Raw genomic sequence first — 25,511 nt, 5'->3', positions numbered from 1 at the left:
TTGTTTTATGCATGGACCGTTACGAGGGGTTCCACGAGTTCGTACGAACCCGCCAGCAATCGCTGATGCGGACGGCGTACCTGCTCACCGGGAACGCCCACCTCGCCGAGGACCTGTTGCAGACGGTCCTCACGCGCGTCGCCTCCCACTGGGCCAAGCTCGCCAAGGGTGGCAACCCCGAGGCGTACGCGCGCAAAGCCCTGGTGAACCAGACCATCTCCTGGCGCAAGCGCAAGCGGATCGAGCTCTCTGAGGCCGAACTGCCGGAGTTCGCGGCGTCCGGGCAGCCGCACGACGAGGCGACCGTACGCCGGATCGCCCTGCTCCACGCACTGGCGCGGCTCACGCCGAAGCAGCGGGCGCTGATCGTGCTGCGCTTCTACGAAGATCGCACCGAACACGAGACCGCGCAGCTCTTGGGCGTCTCGGTCGGCACCGTCAAGAGCCAGACCCACTATGCGCTGTCGAAACTGCGCGCGCTCGTCCCCCAGGAGGTGTACCGGTGAACCCGCTGCGCGAAGACCTGCACGCGCTGGCCGAACAGGCGCCCGCCGTCGATCTGGCGGCCCAGGCGGTGCGGGGCGCCCGCCGTCGGCGCGCCACCCGCCTGGCCGTGGCCATCGCCGCGGCGACCTGCCTCATCGCGGGCGGCGGCACCGTGCTCCTCCAGCAGCTACGCCCCGAGCCCCCGGTCATGCTCACCCCGCCGGAGACGACGGTCTCTCCGCTGCCCCCGGAAGGCGTCGGGCCGATCGAACAGGCGTACCGGCCGGAATGCCGCACCACCACGTGCGCGAAGAACGCCTGGCGGCTCGTGACCCGCGACGGCGACACCTACGAACTGACCGCGGCACCGGAGACCGGCCCCCTGGCGGTCACGGCGGACGGCCGCCGGCTGGCCTACTACAGCTCGAAGCAGCGCACGATCGTGGTGCGCGACCTGGCGAGCGGCAAGACCTGGAAGTCCCCGCTGAAGCAGCCCGCGGAGGACTTCTCGCGCTCGGCCGAACACACCCTGCGGCTGTCGCCCAGCGGGCTGCGGTTCATCGTGTCGAGCTGGGGCGGGCGGCGGGAGCCCAACAAGCTGGTGGACGTGGAGCGGGGCACGGTGTCCGACCTCCCGCGCGGCTGGTGGCCGGTGAGCGTGTCGGACGGATCCGGCCCCGTCGTGCTCGTCAAGCCGTACGAGAACTCCAGCCAGGTGCGGGTGCTCGGCCACGACCCGATCACCATCCCGGACTTCACGTACGACTACAGCACCCTCGCCCCCGACGGCCGCACCCTCACCCGACTGGGCCAGACCTACGACCCGAACCGCCGCCCGATGGTGCAGCTGGACGGCTCGATCGTCGTCTTCGACCCGGTGCGGGGCGGCCGCGAAACCCGAGTCCCGATCTCCGGCATCCCGGAAGGGCTCCAGCCGTCGGGACTCGGCGGCTGGCTGAACTCCACCGAGGTGACCGTGGTCGCCACCCCCGAGTCACCACGCGGACCCAAGCCGATGGTCTATGCCATGGACGTACGAACCGGCAAAACCCGAGAACTCTTCACCCTACGCAACTACGGAAAAACCCTGGTCCCAGGCCTGGTCCACTAACACCAACCCCCCATCAACCCACGGACCCGCCCACCCATGCGCGGGTCCACCCCACCCCCACAACATCGGCACCCACCACGCACACTCGCCCCACGCACCCCCAGGCCAGCCGCGCACACCCACAAGCCCCGGGGCACCAACCGGTCCGCACACACCCACAAGCCCCGGGGCACCAACCGGTCCGCACACACCCACAAGCCCCAGCACCGGCCTAACCGCACATCCCGCCCCCACCCCCTGCCAGCCGCGCACCCACACCCACAAGCCCCAGCACCGGCCGCGTCCGCACCCCCACCACCCACGCCCCCCGGCTCCGCGCCCCTCCCAGCCGCGCACACCCACACCCACAAGGCCCCCGGCGCCGACCGCTCTCACCCGCAAGTAGCCCTCGGCACTGGCCGGGCCACGCACACCCCACAGCCGCAACCCCCTCCGGCGCCGCCCAGGCCATGCGCATCCCGCACCCCGCCCCCACTCGCACCCCGGTATCCCTGCACCCCGGTATCCCCGCACCCGCAGTTCACATCCCCACCCCCAACCCAATCCGCTCCCCACCCCCCACAACGCGATATGTCTTGACCTCCTCCCCTGACGCGACATATCGTGTCCTCGACCATAGACGCGATACTACGCGTTCCCGGAGGTGGACAAGCATGGAACAAGAGCGGGTGCCCGTCCTGGTGGTGGGCGGTGGGTACGCAGGCCTGAGCACGGCAACACTCCTGGCTTGGCGCGACGTACCCGTCATGCTGGTGGAGAAGCACCCAAGCACCTCGATCCAACCCAAGGCGTTCGGTGTCGGCCCGCGAGCCATCGAGCTGCTGCGCCCCGTCCCCGGCATCGAGCAGGAGCTCCGCGAGACCTGGGCAGGCATCGGGGACAACATGCGCATAGCGATCGCCAAGAGCCTGGCCGACCCGAACCCCCACATGCTCATCAACGATGAGCAGGAGGAGATGGCCTTCCTGGCCGACATCACCCCGGCGGCGCAGGTGGGGGCGCCCCAGGCCGCGATCGAGCAGCTGCTGCGGTACACGGCAGAGGAGCTGGGCGCCGACCTGCGCTTCTCCACCGAGCTGGTCTCGCTGGAACAGGACGAGAACGGCGTGACCGCGCTGATCCGCGACGCCGACGGCGACCGCCTCGTACGGGCCGACTACGTGGTCGCCGCCGACGGCTACCGGAGCCCGCTCCGCCGCCTCCTGAACGTCCCCACCTCGGGCAAGGGCGAGCTGGGCCAGATGTGCTCGATCATGTTCGATGCGGACCTGAGCGGGCTGGTACGCGAGCGCGAGGTCACGCTCTGGTACCTGCAGAACGACCTCTTCACCGGCGTGATCGTGACCGGCACCGGCGTCGGGGCGCACGTGCTGGGCGTCAACTACTCCGACGGCCAGAGCGAAGCCGACTTCACCGAGGAGCGCTGCAGAGAGCTGGTACGCATCGCAGCCGACCAACCTGACCTGGACGTCCAGTTACTGGACAAGACGTCGTTCACTCTGGGGCACGTGGTGGCCGACACATACCGCGCCGGCCGGGTGTTCTTCGCCGGGGACGCGGCCCACACCATGCCGCCGACCGGCGGGCAGGGCGGCAGCACCGCACTCCAGGACGGCTGCGACCTCGCCTGGCGGCTCTGGCTCGTCGTCACAGGCCAGGCCGGGCCCGCCTTCCTCGACACGTACGACGCCGAACGCCGCCCGATCGGCACGCTGACGGCCGACGCCCAGCTCGCCAACCTCGGCGTACGCATGCCTCCAACCGCCCGCGTCGGCTACCCGGAGCCCCTCGAGGACTTCATGAGCGTCATCATCGGCTACCGCTACCACTCCACAGCCATCCTGGACGAACCCGGCGACGACGGCTCCATCCTGGAGGACCCACGCGTACCCACCGGCCGTCCGGGCAGCCGCGCCCCACACGTGGTGCTCGACTGGGAAGGCCAGCGCATCTCGACCATCGACCTCTTCGGCTCCGGCTTCGTACTGCTGGCCGACAGACAGGGCGGCCAGGCCTGGATGGACGCCGGACGTCTGGTCAAGGAGCGCCTCGGCGTCCAACTCACGCGCTTGGTGGTGGACGAGGAACTGAAGGACGTGGAGGGACACTTCCGGAAGCGGTACGGCGTCAGCAGGGGCGGCGCCGTCCTGGTCCGACCGGACGGCTACGTAGCCTGGCGCTCCCCCGGCCCCGTCCCAAACCCGGCCGCCACCCTCGACCAGATCATGACCCAACTCCTGAGCCGCTAGCAGCCATCCCCCAACCACTCAGAGCAGATCCCAACCCATCCCCCAACCACCCCAAACCAGATTCCGAGCCATCCCCCCGGCCACCCCAAACCAGACCCCAACCCCCTAACCACCTCGAACCAGGTCACGAGCCATCCCACCCGACCACCTCGGGCCAGACCCGAACCATCGAACCCGACCGCCTCGAACCCGACCACCTCGAACCAGGTCCCGAGGCATCCCACCCGACCACTGCAAACCAGGTCCCGAGCCATACCAGGCCGTTGCCCGTGGCTGGTGGTGAGTGCTTTCGATCACTGCACTAGCCCAACTCACTCAGTGGGCCTTAGCTGCTGGTCCAACCGATCTCGAACGGGACAGACCACGCAGGACCGGCTCAGCCGAGCAGCAACTCCTCTCGGCGAGCCCACAACCTGTCACGGAGCTGCGCCAGTTCCCGGCAACGGTCCTCGAGTTGCTCCGCGACTTGCCGGATACCGCTCATCCCCTGAACGCCGTCTTCCGCCATCAGGCCGAGTGCCTCCATCTGCCGGACGAACTCGCCCACCGTCCCCCGGCCGTGCAGGGCCGCGAGACCGGCCGCACGGGCCCGTTCCCGAGCAGGCAGCTCCACATCCAGCTCGGCGAGCAACCGCCCGATCTCCAGCAACTCGGCACCTCGGGGATCGGCCGATGCGGCCACTCGCTGCTCTTCACGTGCCAGCAACTCCTCGTAGAGCTCCCGCGCCGGACCCACCTCGGCCAGGTCCCGTTCCACCTCCGCGAGCGCTGACGTGTACGCGCCCAGCCTCGTTTCCGCGACGGCCACCTGCTCTTGATCCCACACCCCGACCGCATCGAGCTCCCGCCGGGCCTTTCTCACGAGGGCGACGACCGCCGTGTGGCGCTCGCTCAGCCCCTCCCAGCGACGCGCCCGCTGACGCGCTGTACGCAGATCTTCATCGATCATCTCAAAGGGGATCACGTCACTTGGACGGTCGAATGTCTCGATTCGGTTCAGGACGAGCATGCACTTTTATTAACAAATCCGGTCAGAACAGGCATCACTCCTGTCCTTCCCTTGCCCTCTCCTGCACGTGAGTGCCTAAGAGGAGGGTGTCCGTCAACGCCGTAGCCGGGTCGCGCCTGGGTCGCCGGAGCCCAGGGTCGGGCTCAGGCTGCTGCACGTTCGACCTCCGCGCGTGGGGGATGAGCGGGGGACGGAGCCGGTGCCATGGCCAGGATGGGGGCTGGCCTCGGCTCCGTGAGCGGAGCTTGCGGGACGGCTCGAGTTGGTTCGAGTGGGTGTTGCGGGGTCGGGGGTGTTGGAGCGAATGGGGCTGGGAGTGAGGGGGTGGGTGGGGCTGAGGGGTGGCAGTTGATCAAGGTGAGTGAGGGGTGGGCGGGCTTTTGGGTGGCGCATAGCCAGTCGTTCAGGGAGCCGGGGAAGCCGGATGGTGGGCCGACCTTCAGGCAGGTGATCTGGCCGGCACCTGGCGGTGGGCCGATCTTGAGGCGGCGGATGGTGCCTGTGCGGCCCAGTTCGCCCTGGTCCGCGTCGTAGGGCGTCAGCTGGACGCCGAAAGGGAGGCCGCCGTCCGGCTGGTCGGTGGGGCTTATCTGGAGGAAGTCGTCGATTTTGCGGTCGGTGGCCTCCTGGTGAGTGGCTACATAGGCCAGGTGGTCTGTGACGAGGCGGTGGGCCACTGTGCGGAGGAGGTTGGTCGCGCACAGGTTGTGGGCGCAGGCGGCGCCGTCGAGGGTGATCTCGGGGAGGGCGAAGCGGCGCAGGCCTCGGGATGTGACGCGCAGGCAGTCGCACACGCCCATGTCGGACGGGTCCCAGGGTGGACAGGTCGCCGCGTCGTGGATTTGGACGTCCCAGGACAGCCAGTCGTCGGTGAGGCGGAAGTCCGGGGGCTCGCCTGCGCATCTTCCGCAGGTGAGGATGTTGGTGCCTGTCAGCGGGTCGATCAGGAGGCCGTCGCACTCCCTCGCCAGGGCCCGGGCCGTCGCCCTCGCCGTCTGAATGCTGGCCGGAAGCTTGTGCGGGGGTGCGGTCGTGGACACCACCACGTGTTGGCCGGTGCGGCGTAGGCGGCGTCTTTCCTCGCTTGTGAGGTTGGTCGCGGTTGGTTTCCAGGGAGTCTGGTGGTGGGTCACCGTCAAGGAGCCGCTGCCTGCTGCGGTGATCGCGGCTCTTCTGTACGGGCCGGCTATGCGCCAGGGCACGAAGGAGTCGACGTCGAACGGCAGGTGCTCCGTGGCCACGATGAAGAGGGAGGTCAGCGTGGCGGGCAACGGCAGGATGATCTTCATGGTGTATGCACTCCGGGTTGTCTCTGGCTCGGCACGAACCGTGGTGTTGAGGGCGTTGGTGGTTTGGGCGTGTTGAGGGTGTTGGTGGTTTGGAGGCGTTGAGGGTGTTGGTGGTTTGGGGGCGTTGAGGGTCGTCGCGGGTTGGTGGGGCACTCAGGATCATCGGTGATCGCGAGGGGCTTGAGCGGGGTGGAACGGGGTTCTGTGGATAAGGCCTGGGGCTGTGCTTGCCCTTGTGGATGACGGTCCGCTCCGGCAGTTGTGGGTGGCCGGTCACCAGGCTCGTAGTCTGCATCGGTGGGCGTGAACGTGCCGGAAGAGTCGGCCGTGCGCGCGCTTGGCGCGCCGGAGGATGGCGCTGCTCGTCAACGCTCAGGCCAAGTAGTTTTGCGCCGCGCCGGCTCGCTCGCTGGCTAGAGTGGCGCGGTGAACCTCTCAAGATCCAGAAATCGAAGTCGAGGTCTCGCCGGGCTCGCAGCCGCAGCCGTACTGCTGGGCGGTTTGGTCGCGCCGCCTCCGGCTGCCGCAGCAGAGGACGACTCCGCGAGCGTGCTCGCGCATCACTTACGCCGGGCTCTCGACCAGTCGCAGTTCGAGCAGGTCCTGGACACCAATCCGCCGACCGGCGCGGCCGAGTTGAACGCGCTGCGGCAGGACAGCGTCGACAAGGAGGCCAGGAAGCCGCCGAAGAAGGCCGACCTGCTCGCGGCCGTCGCGGCGGCCGAACCGATCTCGCAGCAGCCGCAGATCGACCTGACCGTCATCGAGCTGAACCGGGCGGGCCGCCCCGTCTCCTCGGGCACCGTGCTGATGAGCCCGCAGTATCCGGACGGGAAGGTCGTGCCGGTCGACCGCAATCTGCACACCACCGACGTCCGCTGGCGCCAGTGGGACGACGCCGGCTGGTACGCCAATCACGGCCAGGGCACCATCGACGTGGTGCCGGGCCGCGAGAACGCCTCCATCGACTTCATGAGCCCGTACCCCGCGTCGGTGCTGAAGCTGATGGTGGCCTTCGGGGTGCTGCGCCTCGTGGACCAGGGGCAGATCTCGCTCGACGACACCTACAACTACGAGCCGATCGCGCCGATCAGCTCGCTGTGCGGGCCGGGCAGCAGCAACACGATCCGCGGCTACCTGGACGCCGCGCTCACCTGGTCGTCCAACAACGCTGCTTGCGCCATGGTCAAACTGCTGCACGACCGCGCAGCCGTCGACGGCCTCAACCAGACCTTCCAGGACCTGGGCCTGGAGACCCTGCAACTGAAGAACACCAACCCGAACACCGGCGGACGCTGGGGCAACCCCGTCACCATGAGCTCGCTCGACACGGCCAAGCTGCTGATGCTGGTCAACGGCGGCCTGGGCACCCTGTGGACGGCTCCCAACGGCACCGGCGTCACCGCCGCCGTCCTCAGCGACGCCTCCCGCGAGTTCTTCAAGAGCAAGCTCGGCGACCAGGGCATGAACCTCGCCCTGTCGACCACCAACTGGTGTGGCGCCGCCTACCCCGCCCCGGGCATCCCGCAGCTCACGCCCTCGCGTTGGATCGGCGCCGACGGCACCGTGACCATCCCCGGCCAGGGCATCGCGTACGGCCGCGACGTACGGCCGTGCAACGACGCGGCCGAGGTGACGTACGCCCACAAGAACGGCTGGGTGAACAACTCCGGCGCTGACGCGGGCATCGTGAAGGCCCTGCCCGGCAAGGGAGGCCGCACCTACGTCGTCACCATGTTCTCCAACCTCGGTTACCAGTACGTGGACTCCAACCGCCCGCCGACGGGCGCCGAGAACGTCTGGTTCACCGAGAAGCTCGCCAAGCTGGGCAAGGTCATCGACGACTACGAGAAGCGGCGTTATCCCTAGCGCATGAGATCTTGGCCGAGTGGGGCCTGCCCAGCCCGGGGCAGGCCCCAGTGTTGAGCAGGCCCCAGTGTTGAGCAGGCCCCAGTGCTAGACAGGCCCCAGTGCTAGGCAGGCCCCCGTTGCGCAGGCTCGCACTGGGTAGCCCGCGCTGGGCAGGTGCGGGGCAGGTGCGCGGAGAGCGTGAGAAATAGTGCAGGGCGGTCTCGGGGTGGGGCCGGTAGAGGTGCTACGGATGCCGGCCGGCGTCACCGCGTGATCGGGCAGCGCCGGAGAACCCGTCTGACGCCCTGCGCCCCCACCACGAATGGCTGTCACTGAGCCGAGTGGGGTTTGCAGATGGCCATGGATTGGGCGGGAAGGCGCAGGGAGCGGCCGTCCGCCATGACGGGGTCGTCCGAGGCCAGCAGCACCGTTCCAGAGGGCACCGGCACCCTGGCCGACTCCTGGGCGAAGTTCACCGCCACCGCCAGCGACCCCCGCCACATCACCAGCCACTTCCCCAGCGGATCCACCTCCACCCTGACCCGGTCCATGCGCGGGTCGGACAGCTCGGGCAGGGCTTTGCGCAGGGCGATCAGGTCGCGGTACCAGCACAGCAGCGACCAGTGCTCCTCCTCCTTCACCTCGCTCCAGTCCAGTTTCGAGCGCAGAAACGTGTCCTCGTCCGACGGGTCGGGCGCGTCCCAGACGTACCCGAACCCCTCGAACTCACGCTCCCGGCGCGCCGCCTCGCTCTCCCGCAGCGCGGTCTCCAGGTGATCGGAGAAGAACAGGAACGGCGTGCGCGCCCCCCACTCCTCTCCCATGAAGAGCATGGGGGTGAACGGCGAGGTCAGCAGCAGGCCCGCGCCCAGCTTGAGCGCGGGGACGGGCAGGCGGTCGCCGCCGGGGCGGTTGCCGATCTGGTCGTGGTTCTGGAGGCAGGCGACCAGCCGGTGGCCGGGTACACCCGTGAAGGGACGGCCGTGGGAGCGGCCGCGGAAGGAGGAGTAGGTGCCGTCGTGGAGCAGTCCCGAGGTCAGCACCTTGGCCAGCGCCGACAGGGAGGCGAAGTCGGCGTAGTAGCCGTGGGACTCCCCGCTCACCGCGCAGTGCAGGGCGTGGTGGATGTCGTCGCACCACTGGGCGGTCATGCCCAGGCCGCCGGCGTCGAGCGAGCGCACCATGCGCGGGTCGTTCAGGTCGGACTCGGCGATCAGGGACAGCGGGCGGCCGAGCGAGCAGGCCAGCGCGTCCACCTCCCCCGACAGCTCCGCCAGCAGGTGTTCGGCGCGGCGGTCGTGCAGCGCGTGTACGGCGTCCAGCCGCAGCCCGTCGATGTGGTAGTCGCGCAGCCACTGCACCGCGTTGCCGATGAAGTACCGCCGCACCTCGTCGGAGCCCGGCCCGTCCAAATTGACCGCATCGCCCCAATAACTGCCCTTAAATCCGGAAAAATAGGGGGCGAAGGGGTGCAGGAAGTTCCCCGACGGGCCGAGATGGTTGTAGACGACGTCCAGGATGACCCCGATCCCCGCCTGATGGCACGCGTCCACGAACGACTTGAGCCCGTCAGGCCCCCCGTACGTCTCGTTGACGGCGTACAGATCCACCCCGTCATAGCCCCAGTTCCGCCCCCCGGGCACGGGGGCGACCGGCATGACCTCGACGAAGTCGACCGACAACTCCACCAGGTGCGGCAGCTTCTCGATGGCCGCCGAGAACGTCCCCTCCGACGTGAACGTCCCCACGTGCAGCTCGTAGATCACCGCCCCCCGCAGGTCGCGGCCCTTCCACTCGTGGTCGGACCACGTGAAGCGAGCGTGCTCGTACACGGCGCTCTGCCCGAAGACCCCCTCCGGCTGCCGCCGCGACCGCGGATCCGGGTACGGCCCTTCGCCGTCCACCTGGTACGCGTACCGCGTGCCGTGCGAGGCCCCCGCCACCTCGACCGACCACCAGCCCCCTTCCCCACGCGACATCGCGTGAGGTCCGCCCGCGGCGAACAGTTCGACAGCCGTGGCCTTCGGTGCCCAGACCTCAAAGATCATGTCGCTCCAGCAGTGAGACCGGATACTGACCGAGCAGGTGCGCGAGCGGGATCCGCCCCGTGTAGACGCCGCCGGTGAGCAGGTCCCGCCAGATCCCGCCGGGCAACGTCAGGGACGTGGTGCCCCATCCGCACCGGGCCAGACGCGCGGGAAGCCGGGTGGCGACCGCGACGGCCTGCGGCCGCTCCCCGCGGGCGAAGGCGATCACGTGCGACGCCGCCGGCCCCTCCGCCCACAGCGGCCGGTACGGCGCCGCTCCCCCGAGACGGCGGCGCAGCCGCAGCGCCTGCGCCGTCACCAGCAGCTTGGCCGCGTCCCACGCGGTCTCGGGTTTGCGGGGGTACGTCACCGGCCGCCGGTTGTCCGGATCGACCAGCGAGAAGTCGGTCGTCTCGTTGCCCTGGTACACATCGGGCACCCCGGGCATCATGAGCTGCACGAGCTTGGCCCCGAGCGAGTTGGACATGGCGTAGGGCTCGATCCGCGCGGTGAACTCACCGACGGGTTGCCGCACCGCCGCAGCCGCAAACTCCCGCAACCCGCGCTCATAGGACGGATCCGGATTTATCCAGGAAATGGCGGTCTTGGCCTCCCGCGCCGCCTTGAGCAGGTAATCCGTGAACCGCTCGACCGAGATCGGCCAGGCCGCCATGAGGTTCTGCCAGCCCAGATAGTCCAGATGGGGGTCGAAGCGCACCGAGGCCGACCACGACGCCACCGCCGCGGCCCACTCCTCGGGCAGCTCCGACAACACCGACAGCCGCGCCCGCACGTCCTCCGACCGCTTCGTGTCGTGCGTGGACAGCGTGGTCATCGTGTACGGCCGCAGCTCGGCGCAGAAGTCGTGGAAGTCCTCCACCGCCACCCCGAACGCGTCCGGCTCCCCGCCCACCTCGTTGAGGCACGCCAGCGGATACCACCGGTAGAGCGCCGTGTCCTCCACACCCTTGGCCATGACGGGCCCGCACGCCTGCTGGAACCGTACGACCGCCTCGTCCGGGCCGTACAGGACCTCGCGGGCCAGCGGCAGCACGGCGGGCGAGCACGCCTCGGCGGCCAGCTCGACGATCTCGACGGACTCGGGCGGCGGCGGCTCGCCGGGCACCACGTACGCGCGATAGACCGGCATCGCGGCGAGCAGCTCGCGCACGGCGGCGGGGTCCTGCGCGGCGGCCCTGGCCAGGCGCGCGACCTCGGCGCCGAAGAACAGGTCGATCACCTCCCGCTTGGCCTGCGCCATCACGGGCCGGTACTCGGAAGGTTGCCCGGTTATATCGGCAAAAAGCTGGACGAGTGGGGCTTTGCCGTTGGGATCGACGAAGAGCCCGTTCACCCGGTTGAGCACGTCGTAGCCGCTGGTGCCGTCGCAGGCCCAGTCGCCCGGCAGCCGCTCGGGCCCGATGAGGATCTTCTCGACCACGGTCCAGGTCTCGCCCGTCCTGGCGCGCAGCCGTTCCAGGTAGCCCCGCGGGTCGGCCAGCCCGTCGGGATGGTCGACCCGCAGCCCGTCCACCAGCCCCTCGTCGAGCAGCCAGAAGATCACCTCGTGCGTGGCGAACAGCACCGACGGGTCCTCCACCCGCAGGCCGATTAAGGAGGACACGTCGAAGAAGCGCCGGTAGCCGGGCCCCTCGCGCCAGTCGACCAGCCGGTAGTGGCCGGGATAGGGGTAGGTGTGCCCGTGGTAACGCACCACGTCGCCGTGCACGTACGGCTCCGTGTCGTCGCCGAGCACGGGCAGCGCGACCTTCCCGTCCTGCCAGTCGATGTCGAACCAGCTCGCGTACGGCGAGGCGGGCCCGTCCTTCAGCACGGACCAGAACTGCGCGTTGACCGTGTTCATGTGGTTGGGCACGATGTCCACCACGATGCCCAGGTCATGGGCGGCGAGCTGCTGCGCCATCTCCCTGAACCCCGTCGCCCCGCCGAACTCCTCCCTGATCCTGGAGTGGTCGGTGACGTCGTAGCCGTGCCGCGACTCCGGCGTGGACTGCAGGATCGGCGACAGGTAGACGTGGCTCACGCCGAGGTCGCGCAGGTAGCCGGCGATCTCGGCCACCTGGGCGAAGCCGAAGTCGGGGGTCAGCTGCACCCGGTAGGTGGAGGCCGGCCTAGACACGGCGCAACACCCGCACACTGCGTCCGGGCACCTCGATGGCCTCCCCGCCGCGGCACATCGGCGCGTCGAGCATGATCGGCATGGCGGTGTCGATCTCCGTGTGCCACATTTCGCCGTAGTCCTTGGGGATCGTGAACTTGATCATGTCGTAGTGCGCGTTGAACAGCAGCAGGAACGAGTCATCCCTGATCGGGCGGCCCCGCCGGTCGGGCTCGGTGATGGCGTCGCCGTTGAGGAACACGGCGAGCGACTTCGCGTATCCGACGTTCCAGTCGCCGTCCGTCATCTCCTCCCCGGACGGCGTGAGCCAGGCGATGTCGTTGAGCCCGCGTACCGGCTTGCCGTAGAAGAAGCGCCTGCGGCGGAAGACCGGATGCCGCTTGCGCAGCGCGGCCAGGCTCTGCGTGAACTCCAGCAGCAGCCAGTTCTCCCGCACGTCGGACCAGTCGACCCAGGTCAGCTCGTTGTCCTGGCAGTAGCCGTTGTTGTTGCCCTTCTGCGTGCGGCCGAGCTCGTCGCCGTGGGAGAGCATCGGCACGCCCTGCGACAGGAAGAGCGTGGTGAGGAAGTTGCGTTTCTGCTGCTCGCGCAGCGCCTCGACGAGGTCGCCCGCCGGGCCCTCCTCGCCGCAGTTCCAGGACCGGTTGTCGTCGGTGCCGTCGCGGTTGCCCTCCTTGTTGGCCTCGTTGTGCTTGCCGTTGTACGAGACGAGGTCCTGCAGGGTGAAGCCGTCGTGGCAGGTGACGAAGTTGATCGAGGCAGCGGGGCGGCGGCTGTCGTCCTGGTAGAGGTCGCTCGACCCGGTGAACCTGGACCCGAACTCGGGCAGCGTGGCCGGCTGCCCGCGCCACAGGTCGCGGATCGTGTCGCGGTAGCGGCCGTTCCACTCCGTCCACCGCGACGGGAAGTTCCCGACCTGGTAGCCGCCCGGCCCCACGTCCCACGGCTCGGCGATCAGCTTGACCTGCGACAGCACCGGGTCCTGCTGCACCAGGTCGAAGAACGAGCTCAGCCGGTCGACCTCGTGCAGCTCCCGGGCCAGCGTCGAGGCGAGGTCGAAGCGGAACCCGTCGACGTGCATCTCGATGACCCAGTAGCGCAGCGAGTCCATGATCATCTGCAGGACGTGCGGCGAGCGCATGAGCAGGCTGTTGCCCGTGCCCGTGGTGTCCATGTAGTAGCGCGGGTCGTTGTCGACCAGCCGGTAGTAGTCGGGGTTGCCGATCCCCTTGAGCCCCAGCGTGGGCCCGAGGTGGTTGCCCTCGCCGGTGTGGTTGTAGACCACGTCGAGGATGACCTCGATGCCCGCCTCGTGCAGCGCCCTGACCATGGCCTTGAACTCCAGCACCTGCCCGCCGCGCTGCCCCTGGCTGGAGTAGCGGTTGTGGGGCGCGAAGAACCCGATCGAGTTGTAGCCCCAGTAGTTGGACAGGCCGCGCTGCTCCAGGATGTGGTCGGTCACGAACTGGTGCACCGGCATGAGCTCCAGTGCCGTGACGCCGAGCTTGGTGAGGTGGTCGAGGATCTCGGGGTGGCCGAGCGCCGCGTACGTGCCGCGCAGGTGCTTGGGGATCTTGGGGTGGCTGACCGTCAGCCCCCGCACGTGGGCCTCGTAGATCACGGTGTCGTGGTACGGCGTCGCGGGCGGCCGGTCGTGCCCCCACCCGAAGAACGGGTTGATCACGATGGACCGCGGCACGTACGGGGCCGAGTCGGCGTCGTTGCGCGTGTCGGGCTGGCCGAACCGGTAGCCGTAGACCGCCTCGTTCCAGGCCACGCCGCCCTCGATGGCCATGGCGTACGGGTCGAGCAGCAGCTTGGCCGGGTTGCAGCGCAGCCCGCGCGCCGGCTCGTACGGGCCGTGGACGCGGTAGCCGTAGCGCTGGCCCGGCCCGATCCCCGGCAGGTAGCCGTGCCAGATGAACCCGTCGACCTCGGTCAGCGGCACCCGCGACTCGACGTTGTCCTCGTCGAACAGGCACAGCTCGACGGCGTCCGCGACCTCGGTGTAGAGCGAGAAGTTCGTGCCCGCGCCGTCGTAGGTCGCCCCGAGCGGATAGGGGTCTCCCGGCCAGATCTCGATCATCGAGGCTCCCTTGCGGTCTCTCCCCATGTTCCGTTCCCCCGCTCACCCGGACAAGCCGCTTTGTTCCTTCCCATCCTCACCAGGTCGTTATGCCAGTTGAACGAGGTGAGCCGTCCCCGACGGCGCGGCATCAGAGGCGGCCGACGCTCGAAGCATGGTTTGCCGGCGCCGATCCCGGCAACGTGGTGGTGCCATGGGCGGCTTCAAGAGCTTCTTACTTCGCGGCAACATCGTCGAACTGGCCGTGGCGGTGATCGTCGGCGCCACCTTCAGCGGCCTGGTGCAGGCGCTCGTCTCCGACCTGATCACTCCGCTGATCGGCGCCATCACCGGCGGCAGGCAGCCGAACTTCGCCGACTACTCCTTCACCGTCAACGGCAGCCGGTTCAAGTACGGCGACTTCCTCAACCACCTCGTCACCTTCCTGATGGTCTCCGCCGTCGTGTACTGGCTGATCGTGGCCCCGATGACCCGGCTGATCAGCCTGCTCGACCGGAACAAGGACGCCACGACCAAGCAGTGCCCCGAATGCCTCACCGACATCCCCGCCGAGGCCCGGCGATGCGCCGCCTGCACGGTCGAGCTGGTGCCGGATTCGGAGAAGCCCGCCTAACTTTGTCCGGCACGGCTTTCCGGTACATGGGTGCCGTGTCGCGCGAGTACGGTGCTTGTCCGTCAAGATGGACCGATGAGCGTTGAGTTGATGGTGTGGGACGAGCCGGTGCCCATCAGCAGGGACCAGGCCCGCGCCACCTATCTGGCGGTCAAGCGGGACTCCCCTGGGACCGGGGAGGCACCCGACGTCGCCAAGGAGATGCCCGGGGAGGTCACGATCTACCCGGGCCATGTGCTGGTGACGATGGACCTGGACACGATGGACGAGATGTCCGCGCAGGTGTTCACGATCGCGCGGGCGCACGGGCTGGTCTGCTACGACCCTCAGCGCGACCTGGTGCACAACGTGGCGCCTCTGGGGGTCTACGAGGGCATGCAGCTCCACACGGGCGACGGCATGCTCGTCCACGACCCGGACCTCGGCCTGATCCACGACGTCCTCGCCACGCTGACGGCGCAGAACCCGTTCGTGGCCCTGGTCAACTTCGGGCGGCACTTCTTGCAGGTGTCACCCGGCTACGAGCTGGAGTACAAGGAGGGCACGCTCATCCGGACCATGGTGCCGGAGCTGGCGGAGGTGCAGACCGCCTTCAACGAGTACGCCACGGGCGACCGCTCGTTCCTGACGCGCCACGAGTGGGCCTCCTAGATCACCTGCCTGAACAGCTCGGGGTCCACGTTCCCCCCGGACAGCACGACCACCGTGCGCCCGGTCGCGACCCGGCCGGACAGCAGCGCCGCCGTGGTGACCGCCCCGCTCGGCTCGGCCACCAGCCGGGCCGAGCGCGCCAGGTGCCCCATGGCGGCCTTGATCTCGTCCTCCGACACGGTGACGATCTCGTCGACCCGGCGGCTGATGTGCGCGAAGGTCAACTCGGACAGCGCCGTACGCAGCCCGTCGGCGACGGTCCGGAACGTCCGGGCCGTCCCCCACTCCACGGGGTGGCCCGCGGCCAGGCTCTCGGCGGCGTCGGCGGCCAGCTCCGGCTCGACCCCGATCACCCGGACGTCGGGCCGCAGCGCCTTGACGGCCGTGCCGACCCCGGACGCGAGCCCTCCGCCGCCCACCGGCACCAGCACCACCTCGACGTCGGGCAGATCCTCGACGATCTCCAGCCCGACGGTGCCCTGCCCCGCGATCACCGCCCGGTGGTCGTAGGGCGGCACCAGCGTCAGCCCCCGCTCCGCCGCCAGCTTCTCGGCCACGACCTCCCGCTGCTCGGGCGGCACGACGACGACCTCGGCACCCCACCCTTCGATGGCCGCCGTCTTCACCCGGGGCGTCCCCTCGGGCACGACGACCACGCACGGCACCCCGAACTCCCTGGCCGCGAAGGCGAGGGCCTGCCCGTGGTTGCCGGACGAGTGCGTGACCACACCGTCGGGCCGCAGCGAGGCCACGGCGTTGTACGCGCCCCGGAGCTTGAACGCCCCTACGGGCTGCAGGCTCTCGGGCTTCACCCACGCCTCGCCCATCCGCACGAGCGGCGTCCGCACTGCCACTCCCTTGATCCGCCCGGCCGCCGTCCGAATGTCGTCGATCGTCACCAGCTCCATGCGATCACCCTACGGGCCGCCGGGATGAGGCAGGATCGGAGACTATGAGAACGCTGTACCCGCCCATCGAACCCTACGAGTCTGGCCTGCTCGACGTGGGAGACGGCAACCAGATCTACTGGGAGGTCTGCGGCAATCCCGAGGGAAAGCCCGCTGTCATGCTGCACGGCGGCCCCGGCGGCGGGTGCTCGGCCAAGCACCGGCGCCAGTGGGACCCGGAGCGCTACCGGATCGTCCTGTTCGACCAGCGCAACTGCGGCCGTAGCCTGCCCCACGCCAGCGACCCCGCCACCGACCTCGCCGCCAACACCACCTGGCACCTCGTGGCCGACATGGAGAAGCTGCGCGAGCACCTCGGCATCGACAGGTGGCAGGTCTTCGGCGGCTCGTGGGGCAGCGCGCTGGCCCTGGCGTACGCGCAGCGCCACCCCGACCGCACGACCGAGCTGATCCTGCGGGGGATCTTCACGCTGCGGCCCCACGAGCTGCACTGGTTCTACCAGGACGGCGCCTCCTACCTGTTCCCCGACCGGTGGGAGTCGTTCCTCGCGCCCATCCCCGCCGAGGAGCACGGCGATCTCATGGCCGCCTTCCGCAGGCGGCTCGAAGGGCAGGACGGGGAGGCCAGGCTGGCGGCGGCCAAGGCGTGGGCGCAGTGGGAGGCGGGCGCGATCACGCTGCTGCCCGACCCCGAGCTCGTCGCGTCGTTCGGCGAGGACAAGCTGGCCGTCTGCTTCGCCCGCATCGAGAACCACTACTTCTACCACAGCGGCTGGTTCGAGCCCGAGCAGCTCATCAGGGACGTCGACAAGATCCGGCACATCCCCGCCGTGATCGTGCAGGGCCGTTACGACGCCTGCACGCCCGCGGCCACCGCCTGGGACCTGCACAAGGCCTGGCCCGAGGCCGACTTCCACATGATCCACGACGCCGGGCACGCCTTCAGCGAGCCGGGCATCCTGGACCGGCTCATTGAGGCGACAGACGGGTTCTCGCAAGTCGCACTGCGGGGGTGACGGCCCCCACCGACAGCAGCGCGAACAGCGGCGCCAGCGCCAGGCCGAGCAGGAACCCCGCGGCCACGTCGTGCGGATAGTGCACGCCCACGAAGACGCGGGAGAAGGCCATGACCGCGGCCAGCGGCAGCACCACCCACGCGAGCGCCCGCCAGGCGAGCACGAGGGTGGCGGCGGCCCCGGCCGCGATCACCGAGTGGTTGCTGGGGAAGGACCAGTCGCCCGAGGGCGGGCAGGCGGAGATCGTCGTGACCCCGCCCCGGCACGGCCGGTCCTCCCTGATGACGGTCTTGACGACCTCGCTCACCACGTACGCGAACACCACGCCGGCCGGACCCGCGATCACCAGTGCCAGGTCGCGGGCCGGAGCCCGCCACGCCCGGAACGCGGCCGCCGCGTACAGCGCCACGAACAGGAATAACCCGGCATCCGTCCCGACTTCGGCGAGGGTGTGCAGCCACCCGGGCGTGGTCAGGGCGAAGTCGACGATGTCGCGGTACACGTGTGTCCAATCCGTGAATGGGCAATGGACACGACCTTACGAACTCCCGCGGTCAAACGCCTCGACCATAAGGCCGAAAGTCGGGAAATGTCCTAAGAAAGAAGTTTGCGCGCGAGGGCGGCGTGCTGCATCTCCAGTTCGGTCCTGGTGATGAGTCCCCGGTCGAACGCCTCGGAGGTGGCGTCCCGCTCGGCGACGTAGTAGGCGGCCATGATCTCGCTGCGGAGCGGCGTGAACCCGCGCTCGACGCAGGCGGAGAAGATGGTCACTTTCTGCTCCACGGTGTCTGCTGCCACCGTGCAGGCCAGATCCCGCTCTTTGAGCTGTTGAACCGCTTCACGGAGAGTGACCGGACCGAGGGTCCCGTTGAAACTGATGTCGAGGGTGATCTTCACTTCTTTGCCCTTCCGATGGTTTACAACGTTCCGATCAAGGCCGCGTATTCCCAGCTCAGAGCGGGTAGGAGGGCTCTCGTGATCGGAGAGCACGTGATCGTCGGCTACACGAACGACCCGGGCGGGCGCGACGCCCTGGCCCAGGCCGCCGCGATCACCCGGGTCACCGGCGGCGAGCTCACGGTCGCCACGATCTACCCGCCGGGCAGCCCGGGGCTGGCGGTGGAGGCGCAGGCCAACCTGGCGCACGCCGCGGAGGAGCTCGGTCCGATCCCCGCCGGCTACCTCACGTACGAGAGCAGGGGCACCGGACGCGGGCTGTCGGTGCTGGCCAGCCGCATCAGGGCCGACCTGATCGTGGTCGGCTCGGCCGACGGCGGCCGGCACGGCCGCATCACCATCGGCGCCACCTCCAACCACCTGCTCCACCTGTCGTCCGAGGCGGTCATGCTGGTGCCCGCCCGGTACGTCCCGGACGACGGGCCCGAGCGCCTGACGCTGGCGTACGTGCACCGGCCGCAGTGCGACGAGGCGGTGGAACGGATGGCGCAGGCGGCGCTGCGGCTGGGCATCCCGCTCCGGCTGATCACCCTCGACCTGCGCACGGAGGATCCGGGCAAGCTCAGGGACGACCTCGCGCTGGCCGTGCGGCTGGCCTGGGAGACCACCGGCATCGAGGCGGAGTCGGAGGTGGCCGAGGGCCACGACGTGACCGCCGCGCTGGCGGACGTGGAGTGGCTGCCGGGCGAGCTGCTGATCTGCGCGGCCAGCGAGGACGCGCAGCCGCACCGGGTGTTCCTGGGCGAGCTGGCCATGAAGGCGCTGCGGGCCGCGCCCTGCCCGGTCATCGTGCTCCCCCGCGGCTTCGCCTGACACCGCGACTGACACCGCGACCGACACTGGCGCGCCGAGGCGCCCGAGCCGGCTCTCCAACCGGCTCGGGCGCCTCTTCAGCGCGGCACGAGGTCAGCGGGCCGTGGCGGCCTCGTACAGCTCCAGGTAGCGCTCCGCCATGACGGACGGCGAGAACCGGCGGCGGGCCTCTCTGCGGCACTCCTCCGGGTCGATCTCGTCCACCCGCAGCACCCACTCCGCCAGCTCCGCCTCGGAGTCGGCCAGGAAGCCGGTGCGGCCGTGGTCGATGATCTCGGGCAGGCAGCCGCGGCGCAGCCCGACCGGCGGCACCCCGAGCGCGAGTGCCTCGACGACGGCCGTGCCGCCGGGCTCGTCCCACTGGATGGGGAAGAGCGCGGCCCTGGCCTTCGCGTAGAGCTGGTCCCTGGCCTCGCCGCCCACGGCGCCGACCCACCTGACCAGCTCCCCGTCGAGGTACTGGGACACCTGGTCGAGGTGGTAGCGGACGTCGGGATGGCTGTGCAGGGGGTGGTACGGGTTCTGGACCACGTCGTCCAGCTCGGCGGGGGTGTTCCGGCCGCTGACCGGCCCCGCCAGGATCAGCGGGAGCCCCAGCTTCTGGCAGATCCTGGCCGCCACGTGCTGGCCCTTGAGCCCGCAGATCCGGCCCATGACCAGCATGTACTCGCCCCGATCGACCCGCAGGTCGCGGTCGGCGAGCGGGCTGGCCAGGTAGACGGCCCCGAGCGAGGCCGCCCGCAGGGCGTCGGGGGCGCGGGCGAGCTGCGACTCCGAGACGCCGTTGACCGCGATCGACGGCGGGAACGCGCCGTAGAACGCGGGATGCTTGCGCAGGTCCCAGTGCAGGGTGTGCAGGACGGGAGGCCCGCCGAACGCCGACAGGACCGCCGGCCCGACCACCTCGACGTGGTCGTGGACGAGGTCGATGTCGCCGCGGGCGCGCAGCTCGGCCGCCACCCTGGCCTGGTGGGCGTGCGCGATGCCCATGACCTGGTTGTACGGCTTCTGCAACTCGGTGAACTGGCCGTCGTCGTACACGCTGATCAGCTCGTCCACCTCGAGCGTGCTGGACCCGACGGAGGCCAGGACGACCTCCACGCCGCGCTCGCGCAGCGCGGGCACCAGCGTGGCCACGACGTTCTCGATCCCGCCGTAGCCGGGGGGCGGGACCGCGAGCCACGGCCCCGCGTTGACCAGGACTTTCATGCCACATCCTCCTCTTGTACGAGGGAGGCGAGCGGAGGTCGCTCCGCCACGGCCACGTCCACCAGGTCCGCCCCGTCGATCCCGAACTGCAGCATCGTGTGCGCGGGGCGCTGAGCCGCCAGTACGCGCCCCTGGCGCTCCAGGCGGGACCAGGCGGTGAGCATGATCTGCCCGGCCATCCGGCCGAGCGCGCTCATCGACTGGTGCGTGTGCGTACGGCTGCCCAGGTCCACCTGGGCCATCGCGTCCAGGCCGACGAGCTGGAGCAGGTCGACGAGGAGGCCGAACTCCACCCCGTACTCGGTGACGAAGGGCACCTGCTCCAGGACCTCGCGCCTGGCCGCGTACTCTCCGCCGAGCGGCTGGGCGAACCCGGCCAGCTCCGGCCAGAACATATTGATCAAGGGTCGGGCGACCAGCTCGGTCACCCGGCCACCCGCAGCGCGGCGAACCACGCCGTCCTCGCCCGTGAACGGACGTTCGTAGGTCGCCTTGACGAAGCTGATGTCACTGTCCACCAGCAGCGGCCCCACCAGGCCGGACACGAAGTGGGCGCCGAAGTTGAGCAGATCGGCGTCCACGAACACGACGATGTCGCCCCTTGAGGCGGCCAGCCCCTTCCACAGCGCCTCCCCCTTGCCCGTCAAGGGCGGCAGGTGGGAGAGCACCTGGTTCTGCGCCACCACGCGGGCGCCCGCCTCGCGGGCGCGTTCGGCGGTGGCGTCGATCGAGTTGGAGTCGACGACGAGGATCTCGTCGACGAGCGGAACCCGTTCGACGAGGTCGCGGCGGATCACACGGACGATGTCACCCACTGTGCGCTCTTCGTCACGAGCAGGCAGGATGACACTTACCGTGGTGGATCCCTTGGCCAGCATCAAGGCGTCGACCGGCCACTCGGCTGCCGTGCTCGAGTGCGGACCGTACCATTCCTGGATTCTGGCCAAGGCTCGCAGGTTTCTCTCCATGCAGTAAGCCCCGATCTCACGAGGTCACGACTTCTGCCCGATCTATGCGCCTTTGAACCTCTTTGTTTGATGGCGATCAGATGTGGCATATGCCGGAATGTGTCCCCAATGACCCGCGTCGGCATCATCGGTGCCGGAAATGTCGCCGCTCGCCACGCAGATGTACTGTCCGGCTTCCCAGATGTCTCGATCGCGGGAATCGCCGACATTGATCTCCACAGGGCCGAGGCTTTGGCCTCCCAGCACGGCGCCCCCGCCTATGGTGACCATGCCGACCTACTCAGCGCCGGCGGTCTCGATGCTGTTTACGTCTGTGTGCCTCCTTTCGCGCACGGCACCCCCGAACATGATGTTCTGGCGTGTAATCTACCGTTTTTTGTGGAAAAACCCCTTTCGCTCAACCTCCAAACCGCAGAAAACATCGCGTCCGAAATCGAACGGAGATCGCTGCCGACCGCGGTCGGCCATCACTGGCGTTATCTCGACATCATCGAACACGCCCGTGACCTGCTCGCGGAGCGCCCCGTACGGCTCGCCCTGGGCCACTGGCTGGACAAGGTGCCGCCGGTCGCCTGGTGGCTGAATCCGAACATGTCCGGCGGCCAGATCGTCGAGCAGGCCGTCCACGTGCTCGACCTCGCCAGGGTCCTGGTGGGCGAGGTGTCGATGGTGCACGCCGTCCCCGCCGCCAACCACAGCGACGGCGAGGTGGACCGGGCCACGGCGGCGGTCCTGCGCTTCGCCGACGGCGCGGCCGGGCTGCTGGCCACCTCCTGCCTGCTCACCCAGAAGCACCGGGTGGGGCTGGAGGTGTGCGCCGACGGCCTCGCGCTGGAGCTCAGCGAGACGCGGCTGCTGGTGGACGGCAGACGGGTGATCGAGGACGACGGCCAGGCGAAGACGCGCGTGGACCGGGAGTTCATCAACGCGGTGCAGGGTAAGGACGCCGACGTACGCGTACCGTACGGGGAGGCGCTGCGGACGCACCGCCTGGCGCTGGCCCTCGCACAGTCCGCGGCGGAACGGAGGCCGGTGGTGCTGGATGGGTAGTGTCCTGAGTATTGAGGCACCGGGGGAAGTTCGCCTGGTGGAGGAGGAGTTGCTCGGAATTCCCCAGGGTGGGTTCATGCTGGCCACCACCCACAGCGGGGTCTCGGCCGGGACCGAGCTGACCTACGTCAAGGGCACCAACCCGTACCTGTCCTCGACCTGGGACCCGGCGCTCGGGCTGTTTGCCGAGGGCACGCCGTCGATCGCCTACCCGGTGCGCGGCATCGGCTACATGCAGGTCGGTCTGGTGGTCGAGACGCGTACACGGGCCGTGAGCGAGGGTGCGCTGGTCGCGATGTGTTACGGACATCGCACGGCGTACGTGGCGGACCCGATGGCCGACCGGTTCGTGGAGCTGCCGGACGACCTCGACCCCATGCTCGGCGTCTACGTCGCCCACATGGGCCCGATCTGCGCCAACGGCCTCCTGCACGCCGCGCACGACCTGCACGGCCCGGCCGTGCAACGGCTCGGTGACGGCGTGCGCGGGCGGCGGGTCGCGGTCGTGGGAGCGGGCGTGGTGGGGCTGCTGACGGCGTGCTTCGCCATGGCCTGCGACGCGGCCGAGGTCGTGGTCGTGGACGAGACCCCGGCCAGGCTGGCGATCGCCGCGGCGCTCGGCGCGAACGTCCTTGCCGCCGACGTGGATGCCGACGAGGATCCCGCCGTGGACCTGAAGCGCCGCTGGCGGCACGGCCGCGACGACCGGGGCGCCGACGTGGTGTTCCAGTGCCGCGGCCAGACCAGGGCGCTGGCCCTCGGGCTCAGGATGCTCCGCCCTCAGGGCACGCTGGTGGACCTCGCCTTCTACACCCAGGGCGCGCAGGAGGTGCGGCTGGGCGAGGAGTTCCACCACAACGGGCTGACGCTGCGCTGCGCCCAGATCGGCCGGGTGCCGCGCGGCCTGGCGCACTCCTGGGACAGGGAGCGGCTCTCGCACGAGACGATCGCCCTGCTCAGGCGGTACGGAGGGCGGCTACGCGAGCACGTGATCACCGATGTCGTCGGGTTCGCCGAGGCTCCCCAGTTCCTGTCCGACCTCGCGGCCAGACGCCGGCAGACCATCCAGGCCGTGCTCAGCGACCACGTCGAGGAGGAGGGCGGCTGACCAGCTGAAGTCGTGGCTGCCGTGGCCGTGCAGGCTGATGGGGTCGAAGTACTCGCGGAAGCCCGATCGCGCGACCGCGTTGACCATCCCTTCGGCGACCAGGGCGCCGAGGTCGGGGCGGCGGTCCTTGAGCCCCTGCCAGACGAGCCAGGTGAGGTTGACCCAGCTCGGGCCGCGCCAGTAGCGGGCCGGGTCGAACTCGAGCGCCGCGGGAGAGTAGCTGGGCAGCGCCCCGTCCTTGAAAGCGAACCGGTCGAGCGTGGTGCCGATCAGCGCCTCGGCGACCTCGTCCGGCAGGTGCGGGAGCATGAGCGGGGTCAGCCCGGCGGTGCTGGCGGAGTGGAGCAGCCGGCCCGTGCGCACGTCGCGGGCCTGGAAGAGGCCGCCGTCGAAGAGGTGCTCGACCATGGCGTCGGTGATGGCGGCCGCCTCGCGCTCGTGCGGCTCGGGGTCGAGGCCGCACACCTCCGCGATCCGGGCCAGCGTCGACTCGGCGACGCCGTACGCGGCGTTGAACAGGGGGCACTCGACCTGGAACTCCCCCGGACTGCGGTAGGCGGAGTCGCGGTAGGCGCGGGCGAGCGAGACGTAGCGCTCGTAGTCGCGGTCGGTGGGCCGCTCGTCGGCGCTGACCGTGGCGAGGTCCCGGCGGACGAAGCCCACGGTGTCGGGCCGTACGGCCCGCAGCGGCAGGTCCCAGGCCGGGCTGTTGTCCATGCCCGACTCCCAGGGGTGCACGATCGAGATCAGCCCCTCAGGGGAGCGCCTGGCCGCGCGCAGGAACTCCTGCTGGGCCACGAGCCGGGGGTAGATCCGGCGCAGGAACGCCGGGTCGGGCTCGGCCAGGTGCGTCTTCCACGCGGCCAGCGCGTGGACCGGCGGCTGGACGATGCCGGAGGTCGCGGAGCCCGACGGTGCGTGCGCCTGCCAGAACTCGGGCCCGGGGAAGTAGGCCCCTTCGGGCACCGCGGGGTTGAAGACGATGTGCGGCACCCTGCCGTCGCGCCACTGCGCGCCGAACAGGGAGAGCAGCTCGATCCTGGCCCTTCGCGGCGACCACTGGGCGTTGCCGATCGCGATGAAGGCGGAGTCCCAGCTCCACTGGTGCGGGTACAGGCGCCGGGAGGGGACCGTGTAGCTGCCGTCCCAGTTGGTCACCAGGACGCGCACGGCGTCGCGAAGGGTCATAGGTATTTCCTGACGAAGGCCGCGGTCTGGGGGAGGACGATCTCGGGTTCGCCCCGCAGGCGGCATTCCAGGGCGAGGTAGCCGTCGTAGCCGACGGCGTCGAGCGTGGCCAGCTGCGCGCCCCAGTCGATGTGACCGGTGCCCGGCTGGTTGCGGTTGGACTCGCTGATCTGCATGTGCGCGAGGTAGGGGGCGGCCTCGACCAGCGAGCGGCAGGGGTCGTCCTCCTCGATGTTCATGTGGTACGTGTCGCCGACGATCCTGATCGAGTCCATCGAGCAGTAGGAGACGGCCTCGGCCAGGGTGTTGACCATGTGGTTCTCGTACCGGTTGAGAGGTTCGAGCATGATCAGCACGCCGTTGCGCTGCGCGTGCTCGCCCAGGACGCCCAGCGCCTCGGTCAGCACCTCGCGGTCCTCCGCCGCGCTGCGCGGCGGCTCGAACGGCGGCAGGCGGAGCGAGAACTGCCCCCAGGAGGCGGGCGTCATGACGCCGATGCCGCCCAGCTCGGCGATCACCGTGAGCTGCGACCTGAGCTGCTGGATGGCGTCCTTGCGCTTGGCCGGGTCGAAGTCGCCGATGAAGTGCGGCATGTCCACGCACACCGTCGGCATGACGACGCCGTCGGCCCGCGCCCGCTTGAGCTCCGTCAGGCGGCCCGCGAAGTGGAAATCGCCCTTGCCGCGCAGCTCGATGGCGTCGAACCCGGCATCGAGCGCGAACGCGAACTTCTCCTGCAGCGTGCGGCCGGGCAGAAGCTGCTCCTGTACGGCGAGCTTCAC

22 protein-coding genes are annotated in these 25,511 nt (G+C 69.7%); 10 read left to right on the top strand and 12 right to left on the bottom strand.

The genetic code is table 11. The features are described 5' to 3' along the window. The first annotated feature begins 11 nt into the window (after positions 1-11). From ABZX61_RS04155 to ABZX61_RS04145, 3 genes are all read left to right on the top strand, one after another. Positions 12-506 (top strand): SigE family RNA polymerase sigma factor, encoded by a 495-nt coding sequence (locus ABZX61_RS04155; RefSeq protein ID WP_350729965.1) that lies wholly within the window; start codon positions 12-14, stop codon positions 504-506. Continuing rightward, on the top strand, positions 503-1,597 hold the full coding sequence (locus tag ABZX61_RS04150) for a hypothetical protein (protein WP_355191373.1): 1,095 nt from the start codon (positions 503-505) through the stop codon (positions 1,595-1,597). The genes ABZX61_RS04155 and ABZX61_RS04150 overlap by 4 nt, the downstream gene beginning before the upstream one ends. A 653-nt stretch (positions 1,598-2,250) precedes the next feature. Next, entirely contained in the window at positions 2,251-3,846 is a 1,596-nt protein-coding gene (locus ABZX61_RS04145; protein WP_355191371.1) for an FAD-dependent monooxygenase, read from the top strand. Positions 3,847-4,222: 376 nt separating this feature from the next. Here the strand turns inward: ABZX61_RS04145 and ABZX61_RS04140 are convergent, their stop codons facing one another. Both ABZX61_RS04140 and ABZX61_RS04135 read right to left on the bottom strand, forming a co-directional pair. Continuing rightward, positions 4,223-4,855 carry a hypothetical protein gene (locus ABZX61_RS04140; RefSeq protein ID WP_355191369.1) on the bottom strand — a complete coding sequence of 211 codons (633 nt, stop codon included), beginning with the start codon at positions 4,853-4,855 and terminating at the stop codon, positions 4,223-4,225. A gap of 143 nt (positions 4,856-4,998) precedes the next feature. Beyond that, positions 4,999-6,144, bottom strand: coding sequence for a hypothetical protein (locus ABZX61_RS04135; RefSeq protein ID WP_355191367.1), 1,146 nt, complete (start codon positions 6,142-6,144; stop codon positions 4,999-5,001). A gap of 549 nt (positions 6,145-6,693) precedes the next feature. Here ABZX61_RS04135 and ABZX61_RS04130 point away from each other — a divergent pair. Next, positions 6,694-8,013, top strand: coding sequence for a serine hydrolase (locus ABZX61_RS04130; RefSeq protein WP_355191365.1), 1,320 nt, complete (start codon positions 6,694-6,696; stop codon positions 8,011-8,013). Between the two features lie 311 nt (positions 8,014-8,324). Here the strand turns inward: ABZX61_RS04130 and treZ are convergent, their stop codons facing one another. The 3 genes from treZ to glgX are packed head-to-tail and all read right to left on the bottom strand — an operon-like array spanning position 8,325 to position 14,248. After that, positions 8,325-10,043 (bottom strand): malto-oligosyltrehalose trehalohydrolase, encoded by a 1,719-nt coding sequence (gene treZ, locus ABZX61_RS04125; RefSeq protein ID WP_355191363.1) that lies wholly within the window; start codon positions 10,041-10,043, stop codon positions 8,325-8,327. After that, complete coding sequence (gene treY / locus ABZX61_RS04120) at positions 10,033-12,162, bottom strand: malto-oligosyltrehalose synthase (RefSeq protein WP_355191361.1); 2,130 nt, start codon at positions 12,160-12,162, stop codon at positions 10,033-10,035. The genes treZ and treY overlap by 11 nt, the downstream gene beginning before the upstream one ends. Then, the gene (gene glgX, locus ABZX61_RS04115; RefSeq protein ID WP_350729949.1) at positions 12,155-14,248 is read right to left on the bottom strand and encodes a glycogen debranching protein GlgX; all 2,094 of its coding nucleotides are present in this window, start codon (positions 14,246-14,248) and stop codon (positions 12,155-12,157) included. The genes treY and glgX overlap by 8 nt, the downstream gene beginning before the upstream one ends. A 193-nt stretch (positions 14,249-14,441) precedes the next feature. Here glgX and mscL point away from each other — a divergent pair, with 193 nt between their 5' ends. Together mscL and ABZX61_RS04105 are read left to right on the top strand one after the other, a co-directional pair. Beyond that, positions 14,442-14,861 carry a large conductance mechanosensitive channel protein MscL gene (gene mscL / locus ABZX61_RS04110; protein ID WP_355191359.1) on the top strand — a complete coding sequence of 140 codons (420 nt, stop codon included), beginning with the start codon at positions 14,442-14,444 and terminating at the stop codon, positions 14,859-14,861. 75 nt (positions 14,862-14,936) lie between these two features. After that, a complete protein-coding gene (locus tag ABZX61_RS04105; protein WP_355191357.1) occupies positions 14,937-15,512 on the top strand; it encodes a hypothetical protein in 576 nt (191 codons plus the stop codon). On the opposite strand, the gene ABZX61_RS04100 is transcribed toward ABZX61_RS04105, so the two are convergent. Continuing rightward, the gene (locus ABZX61_RS04100; protein ID WP_355191355.1) at positions 15,509-16,420 is read right to left on the bottom strand and encodes a threonine/serine dehydratase; all 912 of its coding nucleotides are present in this window, start codon (positions 16,418-16,420) and stop codon (positions 15,509-15,511) included. The genes ABZX61_RS04105 and ABZX61_RS04100 overlap by 4 nt on opposite strands. Before the next feature lie 44 nt (positions 16,421-16,464). Between ABZX61_RS04100 and pip the strand changes: the two genes are divergently transcribed. Beyond that, complete coding sequence (gene pip, locus ABZX61_RS04095) at positions 16,465-17,436, top strand: prolyl aminopeptidase (RefSeq protein WP_355191353.1); 972 nt, start codon at positions 16,465-16,467, stop codon at positions 17,434-17,436. On the opposite strand, the gene ABZX61_RS04090 is transcribed toward pip, so the two are convergent. Together ABZX61_RS04090 and ABZX61_RS04085 are read right to left on the bottom strand one after the other, a co-directional pair. Further along, a complete protein-coding gene (locus tag ABZX61_RS04090; protein ID WP_350729939.1) occupies positions 17,390-17,938 on the bottom strand; it encodes a phosphatase PAP2 family protein in 549 nt (182 codons plus the stop codon). The two genes, pip and ABZX61_RS04090, sit on opposite strands and share 47 nt — an antisense overlap. A 92-nt stretch (positions 17,939-18,030) precedes the next feature. Further along, positions 18,031-18,333: a hypothetical protein gene (locus tag ABZX61_RS04085; protein ID WP_355191351.1), complete on the bottom strand. Its 303-nt coding sequence runs from the start codon at positions 18,331-18,333 to the stop codon at positions 18,031-18,033. A 78-nt stretch (positions 18,334-18,411) separates the two neighbouring features. Here ABZX61_RS04085 and ABZX61_RS04080 point away from each other — a divergent pair, with 78 nt between their 5' ends. After that, a complete protein-coding gene (locus tag ABZX61_RS04080; RefSeq protein WP_355191349.1) occupies positions 18,412-19,206 on the top strand; it encodes a universal stress protein in 795 nt (264 codons plus the stop codon). Positions 19,207-19,299: 93 nt separating this feature from the next. Here the strand turns inward: ABZX61_RS04080 and ABZX61_RS04075 are convergent, their stop codons facing one another. From ABZX61_RS04075 to ABZX61_RS04065, 3 genes are read right to left on the bottom strand one after another with little or no spacing between them, the layout of a single operon-like run. Next, the gene (locus tag ABZX61_RS04075) at positions 19,300-20,415 is read right to left on the bottom strand and encodes a glycosyltransferase (protein WP_350729933.1); all 1,116 of its coding nucleotides are present in this window, start codon (positions 20,413-20,415) and stop codon (positions 19,300-19,302) included. Then, positions 20,412-21,383 carry a glucosyl-3-phosphoglycerate synthase gene (locus tag ABZX61_RS04070; RefSeq protein WP_350729931.1) on the bottom strand — a complete coding sequence of 324 codons (972 nt, stop codon included), beginning with the start codon at positions 21,381-21,383 and terminating at the stop codon, positions 20,412-20,414. Before ABZX61_RS04070 ends, ABZX61_RS04075 begins: the two co-directional genes overlap by 4 nt. Before the next feature lie 42 nt (positions 21,384-21,425). Next, the gene (locus ABZX61_RS04065; protein WP_355191473.1) at positions 21,426-21,602 is read right to left on the bottom strand and encodes a hypothetical protein; all 177 of its coding nucleotides are present in this window, start codon (positions 21,600-21,602) and stop codon (positions 21,426-21,428) included. Here ABZX61_RS04065 and ABZX61_RS04060 point away from each other — a divergent pair. Further along, on the top strand, positions 21,549-22,433 hold the full coding sequence (locus tag ABZX61_RS04060) for a Gfo/Idh/MocA family oxidoreductase (protein ID WP_355191466.1): 885 nt from the start codon (positions 21,549-21,551) through the stop codon (positions 22,431-22,433). The two genes, ABZX61_RS04065 and ABZX61_RS04060, sit on opposite strands and share 54 nt — an antisense overlap. 76 nt (positions 22,434-22,509) lie before the next feature. After that, positions 22,510-23,541: a zinc-binding alcohol dehydrogenase gene (locus tag ABZX61_RS04055; protein ID WP_355191346.1), complete on the top strand. Its 1,032-nt coding sequence runs from the start codon at positions 22,510-22,512 to the stop codon at positions 23,539-23,541. Between the two features lie 1,184 nt (positions 23,542-24,725). On the opposite strand, the gene ABZX61_RS04050 is transcribed toward ABZX61_RS04055, so the two are convergent. After that, the gene (locus ABZX61_RS04050; protein ID WP_350729927.1) at positions 24,726-25,511 is read right to left on the bottom strand and encodes a sugar phosphate isomerase/epimerase family protein; all 786 of its coding nucleotides are present in this window, start codon (positions 25,509-25,511) and stop codon (positions 24,726-24,728) included.

Source organism: Nonomuraea sp. NPDC003709 (genome assembly GCF_040610775.1).
Taxonomy (GTDB): domain Bacteria; phylum Actinomycetota; class Actinomycetes; order Streptosporangiales; family Streptosporangiaceae; genus Nonomuraea; species Nonomuraea angiospora_A.
Note: the sequence above shows the minus strand (reverse complement) of the source record. Positions and strands in the feature narration are given on the sequence as shown.

Bases quoted from the DNA above. Each gene is read 5' to 3' on its own strand.
- ABZX61_RS04155 (WP_350729965.1), top strand. From the start codon at position 12: ATGGACCGTTACGAGGGGTTCCACGAGTTCGTACGAACCCGCCAGCAA.
- ABZX61_RS04145 (WP_355191371.1), top strand. From the start codon at position 2,251: ATGGAACAAGAGCGGGTGCCCGTCCTGGTGGTGGGCGGTGGGTACGCA.
- ABZX61_RS04140 (WP_355191369.1), bottom strand. From the start codon at position 4,855: ATGCTCGTCCTGAACCGAATCGAGACATTCGACCGTCCAAGTGACGTG.
- ABZX61_RS04135 (WP_355191367.1), bottom strand. From the start codon at position 6,144: ATGAAGATCATCCTGCCGTTGCCCGCCACGCTGACCTCCCTCTTCATC.
- treZ (WP_355191363.1), bottom strand. From the start codon at position 10,043: ATGATCTTTGAGGTCTGGGCACCGAAGGCCACGGCTGTCGAACTGTTC.
- glgX (WP_350729949.1), bottom strand. From the start codon at position 14,248: ATGATCGAGATCTGGCCGGGAGACCCCTATCCGCTCGGGGCGACCTAC.
- mscL (WP_355191359.1), top strand. From the start codon at position 14,442: ATGGGCGGCTTCAAGAGCTTCTTACTTCGCGGCAACATCGTCGAACTG.
- ABZX61_RS04105 (WP_355191357.1), top strand. From the start codon at position 14,937: ATGAGCGTTGAGTTGATGGTGTGGGACGAGCCGGTGCCCATCAGCAGG.
- ABZX61_RS04100 (WP_355191355.1), bottom strand. From the start codon at position 16,420: ATGGAGCTGGTGACGATCGACGACATTCGGACGGCGGCCGGGCGGATC.
- pip (WP_355191353.1), top strand. From the start codon at position 16,465: ATGAGAACGCTGTACCCGCCCATCGAACCCTACGAGTCTGGCCTGCTC.
- ABZX61_RS04075 (WP_350729933.1), bottom strand. From the start codon at position 20,415: ATGAAAGTCCTGGTCAACGCGGGGCCGTGGCTCGCGGTCCCGCCCCCC.
- ABZX61_RS04070 (WP_350729931.1), bottom strand. From the start codon at position 21,383: ATGGAGAGAAACCTGCGAGCCTTGGCCAGAATCCAGGAATGGTACGGT.
- ABZX61_RS04055 (WP_355191346.1), top strand. From the start codon at position 22,510: ATGCTGGCCACCACCCACAGCGGGGTCTCGGCCGGGACCGAGCTGACC.